Genomic DNA, 8,023 nt, shown 5'->3' on the forward strand with positions numbered 1-8,023 from the left:
GAGAACGGGGAGGCGTGGTGCCTCCCCGTTGTTCGTTGCCGGTGTTTTTCGTCGTTGCATCATGTCGCGCGCCTTCCGACCAGCGCGCCTTGGAGCAGGCCGAACATCGCCGGGGCAAGTTCGGCCAGGGTGTTGATCGTCCTGTGCCGTCCCGGCAGGTGTTGCAGGATGTTCACCGCACCGATGCCGATGGCGTAGACCTCGAACCTCAGCCGTTCGGCGTGCCGAATGGCTTCCAGGGCGCATGTCGGCGTATCGGGATCGCCATCGGTCAGCAGCAGGATGAGCTTGCGGGCCTCACGCAGGGGCAACATTTCCTGCATCACCCACCACAGGGACTCGGCCAGTGGGGTGGTCCCCACGGCTGCCACCTTTAGTCTCGGATGTACCCGCTGTCCGTGCCGCACCAGGCGGCCCACGGTTTTCTGTTCCGTCGACGCCGGGTCATGGCTGGCCGGAAAGGCGGTGATAGCCACGTTGATGCTGACGGTCTCAAGGGCCGAAGCCACGGCATGGCAGGCCGTGCTAGCCAGTCTGATGTTCGGGGTCATGGACCCGGAGCAGTCGAGAAGCAGATGCACGGCGGTGTTGATGCCGACGCGCGTTCCCTTGCGCATGAAGATGCGAGCGTCATCCGTGGCGATGCGGTGGAGTCTGCGCGGGTCTAGTCTCCCGCTCCGTGCCCCGTGGGTTCGGCTGATGGTCGCAGCCTGCAACAGGCCATGAAGGCGCGTTCGCAGGGCCGTCGATGCCCGTTTGGCCTCGGCGATGTCGTCGGGGTGCAAGTCCCAGCTTACCTTGTGGGTGACGGTAGCCACGTTGACGGGCAATCCATCGCTTGCAGGAGCCTCACGCTTCAGGGCCTCACCAAGGATTACCCCGAATTCCTGCGGAAGTTCGTCCTCCTGGGCATGCAGCAGGTTTCGTATCCGTTCCCACGGTGATGCCGTGGGCTGGTTGCCGTTACCGGTACCATCCGGGGCGCCCCCAGCCTGACTGGCGTCCTGATTCGTACCTGACGCGGGCTGCGGCGTTTCCGTGGCCTTGCCCAGTTCAGCGACGATGGCCCGCGCATGGGCAATGGCCTCGGCAGTGGATGCGCACGAGGTGCGTACTGCTTCGACAACACAGGCCATGCGGGTAAGCAGGCCCGGACAGAGTTTATCGAGATGTGCCGCGATGGAGTCGCGTTGTTTTCCGATGACCGGGACGTCCCATGCTCTGACGGTGAGCAACAGCCAGTTCAGGAACAGGGCCGCCGGATCGATTCTGGTGCCAGCCACCTTGCCGCCGAAGAAGTGTTCGATGAGCCAGTCGAAATTTCCCCGGCAGCCGGGGAACGAGGCAACCAGCCGGTTTTCAACCCTCCAGTCCTCGATGATGTTCCAGACATGGTGCTCAAGTGGGGTAAGGTTCGCGGCCTTCAGCACCGCGAAGTCGGTATCCCGCAGGTGGGCGGCCTCGTGGTCGATGTAGCCACGGGCCAGTGCGAGAAAGGTGTCGGGCGCGCTCACCGGCAAGGCGGGGAGATGGATCGCGCTACCGTCCGTGTAGGCCTCCGTGCCCCCGATGGCCACGGTGACGCCATATTTCCTGCCGAGCACGCTCGCCACCAGCGGCAGCGAGCGCATCACGGCGCGTGTATCCAGCATGTTGTCCTCCAGCAGGGACAGCCCGTAGTGGCCGGTCCGCCCGGTAGTAGCGCCAATGGATGGGGGAAGGTAAGCCCTACCACAGCCCGCAATTGGGCAGCACGGGTTGCAGATCGGACATGACCTCGCGGGGGATGGCGTCCAGCGCAAGGTCGTCCCCAAGGTCGGGCATGTCGTCCTCTCCTCCTTCGGGTTCGTCTGCGGACGCTATCCGTCCATTCTCCGTGCTTCGATCCTGCCGCAACAGAGCATCCAGCAGATCGGACGGGCGATGCCCCTCGATGATCCGCAGACCGTGCTCCATGAGCGCGGACGGATCGCGCAGCAAGGCCACCAGCCCTTGCAGCATGAGCAGGTGCGCCCCTTGTATCCTGCCCCGCTTGGGCAGGTTGGCGAAGGCCGTGCCGATGAGGTCGGCCACCGGGGCCACCCTCGGTTCCACGAAGGTGAGTCCGGCCAGCTTCTGGTGGATGGTCCGCAGGGGAGACAGCGCCTTGTGGGTCACTTCGCTGCGGCCAGCGTAGCACTTGTGCCAGGCCTCGGTGGCGGCCTTGGCCACCTCGTCGAACAGGGTCTGGCCAAGCCCGCGCACTTCTTCCGCAAGCCCCTGGGCTACCGGCTCCGCATCGCCTGGGGCAGGCGGCACGATGCGGTATACCTGCCAACGAAAGCCCATGCGGCTGCGCACGTAGTCCGCGCTGACGGTGGAGTCGGCGATGATGCGTTCCCACTCGCCGTGCCGGGCAATCCAGTCCCGAACGGCGTCATCGTACCGGGTGAGGAAGGTATCCCTGGCGGCCAGGAATTCGTCACGAATGCGGTCGAGTTCTTCCACAAGGACGGGGGCTTTTTCCTCCGGAATGCCCCAACCGCCAAGAAAGCGGACGCCGTGGCGGTCGAGCAGGTTCACCGCGCGCGCCTTCAGCGTGCCGAAGATCTTCAGTTCCTCGGGATCGCAGATGCGCTTGCTGCCGAGCGAGGCAAGCTCCTCCGGCGGCAGGTCCGCGCCGCCGAAGTCCGCCGGGGTCAGCTTGCGCCGGGCGGTCCAGATGTTCACGTCGAGGTTGATGGCCATGAGGCAGTTCAGGATGGTGTCGTTCATGTGCGTGCTCCGTAAAAGCGGAACGCCCCTCGGGGGAGGGGCGTCCTAGATTCCGTTGTGGAAGTGGTAGTGGTCTTTTTCGATCTTCTCCGCGGCCTGTCGCCACATTTCCTGTACCGGGTCCTCGTCGATGCACCGGCCCCACCCGATGGTATGGATCGTGACCCGCGAGAGATGGGGTTCCTCGTCATCCCCGGTCCAGGTGCTGACCTTGAGGAGGTAGAGTTCCGCTTCCGCCTTCCAGTGGTGGCGAACGCCGTTGGTGTGGATATCCCGGACGAGGTGGATGCTGCGGGAGAAGGGGAAGATGCGCATGGCGGATGTCGCTTTCATGAGTATGTGCTCCTCGTGGATGCGGTGTAGGTCGGAGTCGTTCCAGAATGCGGAATCGTCGGGAGGGAAATCACGGTTACGGGAGGGGGCCGTATGACGAGGCGAGCCGGTAGCCTTCCTTGAGTTTGCCAAGGGTGCGTGACCGCGCCTCGCGGATGGGGTTGCCTCGGTTGCACCGGGTGATGGCCAGTGCGAGCCGTTGCCCTTGCGTATTGAGCTTGCCCCAATGGAGGTCGATGCCGTGCTCCTGGATGGTGCAGGACCAGAACTTGCCGCCCGAAGGCGTGTCCTTTTCGAGGCGCAGCCAGGGGGGCGAAGTGAGGGAGGCGAAGAAGGCGGGATCAAGAGACTGACGGGTGAGCAGGGAATCCATGAACTGGAGCACCAGGCCGGTATTGCCCGGGATTCGGGGAGACGCGGCATCCTTGCCGGGGGTGTCCGCAGCGGATGTGTTCGGCGCGGTAGCGGCGTCCCCACTCACTCCCCCGTGGGGAACATGCGTTGGGCGATTTCGTGGAGAAGTGTTCGGGTTTCCCGTGTGGCCTTGAAGCCGAGCGTCCGATCGAGGGCGTAGGCCACGGGCTGGATGCCCTGCCGGGCCAGTGGCTGGAACCGCTGGGTCAGGTCGGCCCAGCGAATCAGGGTGCGGGTGGAGAAGGTCACCTCGATCGAGGCACCATGCGCTGTGCCCGATTCGCCCATGAACAGACGCCGGACTTCGTTGGCGTAGTCGATCATGGTACGCCGCAGGGGTGCAGGGAGTTGCGGCGCGATACGCTCCAGCAGCCGTTCTTCCGCTGCGGGTTCGGGGTAGCCCATCTCGCACAGCCAGAACCGGTCGAGAAAGGCGAGGTTCTGGCGCAGGGTGCCCTGGTAGAGGCCCGTTTCGTCGGATCCGCCGTTGGTGTTGGCCGTGGCCGCGAACCGGAACATGGGGTGCGGCGTGACCAGTTCACCGCCATTCTCCGGGATGCACAGGGGCTGGCCATCGAGGATGCCGTTGAGCCCCGTGGCCGTTGCGGGTTCCAGCAGGTCCAGTTCGTTGAGCAGGAAGAGCCCGCCATGCTTCATGGCCAGCGCCAGCGGTCCATACCGGAATTCCATGGAACCATGATGCACGGACAGGTGGCCCACCAGGTCGGGGAGTTCCAGCCTGCCGTGTCCGGTAACCTCGAACACCGGGTAGTTGAGCCGGGCGGCCAGTTGCCGGATGGCGCTGGACTTCCCGCTGCCGGTGGGGCCGAACACGTAGAGCGGATCGGATGCGGTCATCAGCCAGACCACGATGTCGCGCGTGGTCTCGTGGAAGATGTAGTCAGGGTCAGCCTTGGGGGTGTACGTCGAGGGCTGGCGGTAGCCCTTGATCATGCGGCCCGACGGGGTGCCGCTGAACACGGCGCCAGCGTCGAGATCGACGGGCTGCAACGCGTGCAGGCCCGAATCGGTATGGGGCATGGGAGTGCTCCTTGATGTTGTGTCGGTTTGGGATGTTGGCTATGCCGTCGGAATGGGGAGGTACGCATGGCCGATTGGGATACGCATCTCGGCCCGGAAACGAAGGGACGACTGGAGGCTCTGGCGAGAGCCATGGGCAGGCCCGTGCCTGAACTCATGGCCGAAGCCGTTCGGCGGTATGTCCGGGACGAGGAGTGGGCTGTGGCCGCCATCGCGGAAGGCGTTCGTCAGGCGGATGCCGGACTCTTCGCATCGGATGATGAGGTCCGGGAGTGCTTCGCGCAGTGGGGCGTGGACACGAAGCTTCGGAAGAACCCGTGATACGGCCAGATCAGACGTGAATGGCTACGGAGTGACCATGCCGCATTCAACGAGCATTCGTTTCGACAAGGCCACCGTGGACCGGCTGGACGAGATCGCCGCAGCCATTGGCAGTACGCGTGCCTCGGTCATCAGGGATGCCGTGGCGCAGTTCCTTGACCGCGATGCGCGGTTTTGCCGCATGGTGCGGCAAGGGCTGGACGCCGTGCGCGAAGGTCGCGTGGTGAGCCACGAAGATGCCAAGGCCCGGATGCGCGCCCTTGGTATCACCCTGGAATGATCTGGATGCGGTGCGCCGGGGATGGCGCTGACCGAGGAGGGAGCGCTGTCGCCCCCTAGCCGAAGTCGATGGTTCGGAACAGGCGCGCATCGAAGGGATTGTCCCACCAGCCGCCGAGAATCTCGGCATCGTCAACGTCCTCGCCGATGCGCAGGAAGAGGTAGTCGTCAACGTCTAGTTCATCCATGACGTCGGTAATGAACCGTACCTCCTCGAAATCCGCGTACCATTTGACGCCTTCCCAGTAATACAGCACACCTTCCGAGTCCGGCGCGTCCTGCCTCAGGCCGTTTTGCAGGAACAGTTCGATATCGCCGGGGTTGGTGGCATGCTGCCTCGCCTCGTGCATCGCGGCATCAAGCCGTGCCCGCCCGTTGCCGGACAGACACAGGGCGACTTCGCTGTAGTATCCCATGGTCATTCTCCTTTTCCGTTGATGGGGCTGATGAACAGCCGTTCATGCGGCTGGCCGGTCTTGCGGGCTCGCTCCAGGATGTCTGTCCCCGTTTGGGGATCGCCGGTCAGGGCTTGCAGTTCCACCTGCAGGGCCGCCTGGTCGATGGTCTGCCTGCCGGGCATGGCTGACACCCGAAAGCGGTGTCTGCCCGCGGTTATCCAGTCCCGGGCCATGCTGTCGCTTGTCGCCGCAATGCGCTGGAAGGCGGTGCGGATGCGCCCTTCGATGGCCGCGATATCGCCTTCGATGGCAAGCTTGCGTTCCTTCAGACCCGCGAGTTGGTCGAGGTCCGCCGCGTGGGCGGGGCCGAGGTCCACGGGCATGCCGTCAACCCGCATGGGTTGGAACTTGGGACAGGTGGCGTTGGCGTCGCACCAGTCACACAGGGGGTGAAACCCTTGGCAGTACGGGAGGTCGTCAAGCGTCAACTGCCCTGCCTTGACGGCGTTGACGGCTTGCCAGAGGTCGGCGGCCGTGTTGCAGCAGATGCCGAGCATGGTCCGGTTGGGCGTGTACGGCCCGAAGACCTTGGCGTCTGCCATGGAGATGGAGAGCACCCAGCCCTCAATGGTCACGCCTTCCGGTGTGTCCGGCATGTCGATGCCGAAGAGGAGCCGAGCCGCCTCCGGGAAGGTCTTGCGGGTGAAGACCGGTTGGCCGTCTTCGTCCCGAAGCGAGCAGCACGGGCGATGCCAGGTACTCTCCAGCAGGCCGATCTGCCCGTAAAGTTGCACCTCGTTGGAGGTGTAGAGGGTTTCGGGCAGGTGCCCGTTGCTCTTCAGTTCCAGCACCCGAATGAGGGGTGTCGAGGCTTCGTGGATGAGGGTGATGTCGAGGTGCGCCTTGATGGGCACACCGTGGAAGGAGGCGCTGATTTCCAACTGCGGAATGAGCCGGTGACCGCTTCTGGTGAGGGCGTCGGTGATCCCGGCCTCCTGCCAGTGGCCCCGGTGCAGGGGGAGGTGGCGCTTCAGGATGGAACCGACATGCTGAGGCAGGATGATGTGAGGCTGCGTGCCCGGTGACACCAGTTTGCGGGCAACCGCCGAGCGCAGGCATTCCGTTGCGGCACCGATGTCGGACATGCCGACGTAGGTGCTCCGGTCGCCCAGTTGGGTCTGCGTGGTGTGGATTTCTTGCGCGAGCAGGGATTCGGCGAGGAGGGAGAGAGGGTCCGGCAGTGCCGGGGGCTTGGGGGATTGCGGGGGCTTTGTCATGGGAGGCTCCATCAAGTGGGCGAGGTTCCCCCATGGCGGGGGAATCCCCGCCCGTGGCGTGGTGTGTGGATCAGGCGGTCTCGGCGTACCGCCACCAGACCTTGCGCTCGGCGTTCCATTTGAATCCGGCAGCCGAGAGCAGTTGTTTGCGGGCAGACGTGTTGCCCGACGCCAGAATGCAAAGACGGCCATCCTGCGCGGTGGCCGTCGAGTAGTTTACCCCATCCAGCCGTGGCAGTGACGCCAGGGCTGGATATGCTGTTTCTGCGGGGTTGGGCTGAGGTGGAGGGGCTGCGGGCGTGGCTTGTTGGGCTGAGACGACTGAAGGCTGCTGAGGCCGTGGCTGGCGAGGCGTTTTCTGCCGTGCGTGCCTGTCGCGTGATGCGGCCTCCCCGTCGTCATCGTCTTCCGTCACCATGCCGAGCATGGCCGAAAGCGCGTACCGGCGGGCATAGGTCATGGCACTGCCGTATCCCTGCGGGTCAGATTTAGGCAGAGGCATGACCAGCAGCGACGATTGCCACTGGCCGGATTCCGCGTGCGTGAGCTTGGTGACAAGGCCGAGGTGGCCGGCGTCGGCCGGGACCGGGTACTGGGTCACCCAGATGCCGTTGGCCAGCAAAGCGTCCCGACAAGAATCCATGACGGAGTTGAGTGTGGCGTAGCGGGACTTGGCGAACGGGTTCTCACGGTCCTTGATGGCCGGTTGCAGGGTGTGCTGAACGGCAATGAGGGCCTTGGCGAGGTCGGTGACCTCAGGGGAGGTGTACTGAAGGCTGTCCATGGCGTCTCCTTGGAAAGAGAAAAGCCCTGACACACGGGGCATCAGGGCGGTTTTAGGTAAAAGGCGGGGTGTTCACTATTGTAATATATATCTGAAATAATAAGAAGTAATGACCTATGGTTGGGGATCGTATAAGAGTAACAAAACCTTCAGGTGAGCACAGGGCTTGGGACTCGACAGTCACTCTTCATCAGGATAGCGTCAAGGACCATCGGGGGGGGGGGGGGCTGCTGTAACTATCTGGTTGTTCAAGAGAATGCTGCAGGTTTGGCTGCAGGTCCATAGACGTCTAAAATGGTTCCTCGACGCGAGACGTGGAAATCAGCTTTCTTGACTCTCCTTCCTGACGCATCGTAGCCTTTCCCTTTGCCCAGGAGGGAAGGAGCCGTGGAAGCTAACGATTTACTGACGTTGGGCCTTGG

At 63.8% G+C, this 8,023-nt stretch carries 10 protein-coding genes; 2 read left to right on the plus strand and 8 right to left on the minus strand.

Translation table 11 applies throughout. The annotated features are described in order from the left end of the window. Positions 1-59: 59 nt before the first annotated feature. The 5 genes from V6B97_RS16710 to V6B97_RS16730 form a co-directional block, all read right to left on the minus strand. Positions 60-1,652 carry a cobaltochelatase CobT-related protein gene (locus tag V6B97_RS16710; RefSeq protein WP_333507658.1) on the minus strand — a complete coding sequence of 531 codons (1,593 nt, stop codon included), beginning with the start codon at positions 1,650-1,652 and terminating at the stop codon, positions 60-62. A 76-nt stretch (positions 1,653-1,728) separates the two neighbouring features. After that, positions 1,729-2,754, minus strand: a complete 1,026-nt coding sequence (locus V6B97_RS16715; protein ID WP_333507659.1) for a DUF3150 domain-containing protein — start codon at positions 2,752-2,754, stop codon at positions 1,729-1,731. Between the two features lie 45 nt (positions 2,755-2,799). After that, the gene (locus tag V6B97_RS16720) at positions 2,800-3,087 is read right to left on the minus strand and encodes a hypothetical protein (protein WP_333507660.1); all 288 of its coding nucleotides are present in this window, start codon (positions 3,085-3,087) and stop codon (positions 2,800-2,802) included. Between the two features lie 76 nt (positions 3,088-3,163). Further along, positions 3,164-3,460 carry a hypothetical protein gene (locus tag V6B97_RS16725; RefSeq protein WP_333507661.1) on the minus strand — a complete coding sequence of 99 codons (297 nt, stop codon included), beginning with the start codon at positions 3,458-3,460 and terminating at the stop codon, positions 3,164-3,166. Between the two features lie 104 nt (positions 3,461-3,564). Continuing rightward, positions 3,565-4,542, minus strand: coding sequence for an AAA family ATPase (locus V6B97_RS16730; protein ID WP_167121819.1), 978 nt, complete (start codon positions 4,540-4,542; stop codon positions 3,565-3,567). A gap of 66 nt (positions 4,543-4,608) precedes the next feature. On the opposite strand from V6B97_RS16730, the gene V6B97_RS16735 reads away from it, so the two are divergent. After that, positions 4,609-4,863: a CopG family ribbon-helix-helix protein gene (locus V6B97_RS16735; protein ID WP_333507662.1), complete on the plus strand. Its 255-nt coding sequence runs from the start codon at positions 4,609-4,611 to the stop codon at positions 4,861-4,863. 37 nt (positions 4,864-4,900) lie between these two features. Then, positions 4,901-5,143 carry a CopG family ribbon-helix-helix protein gene (locus V6B97_RS16740; protein WP_333507663.1) on the plus strand — a complete coding sequence of 81 codons (243 nt, stop codon included), beginning with the start codon at positions 4,901-4,903 and terminating at the stop codon, positions 5,141-5,143. Positions 5,144-5,198: 55 nt separating this feature from the next. Here V6B97_RS16740 and V6B97_RS16745 read toward each other — a convergent pair whose 3' ends face one another. From V6B97_RS16745 to V6B97_RS16755, 3 genes are all read right to left on the minus strand, one after another. Beyond that, positions 5,199-5,558, minus strand: coding sequence for a hypothetical protein (locus V6B97_RS16745; protein ID WP_035065277.1), 360 nt, complete (start codon positions 5,556-5,558; stop codon positions 5,199-5,201). 2 nt (positions 5,559-5,560) lie between these two features. After that, complete coding sequence (locus V6B97_RS16750; protein WP_333507664.1) at positions 5,561-6,817, minus strand: hypothetical protein; 1,257 nt, start codon at positions 6,815-6,817, stop codon at positions 5,561-5,563. Positions 6,818-6,887: 70 nt separating this feature from the next. Further along, positions 6,888-7,601, minus strand: coding sequence for an ERF family protein (locus tag V6B97_RS16755; RefSeq protein ID WP_333507665.1), 714 nt, complete (start codon positions 7,599-7,601; stop codon positions 6,888-6,890). Between the last annotated feature and the right edge of the window lie 422 nt (positions 7,602-8,023).

The organism is Nitratidesulfovibrio sp. 1201_IL3209 (assembly GCF_036763125.1).
Taxonomy (GTDB): Bacteria; Desulfobacterota; Desulfovibrionia; order Desulfovibrionales; family Desulfovibrionaceae; genus Cupidesulfovibrio.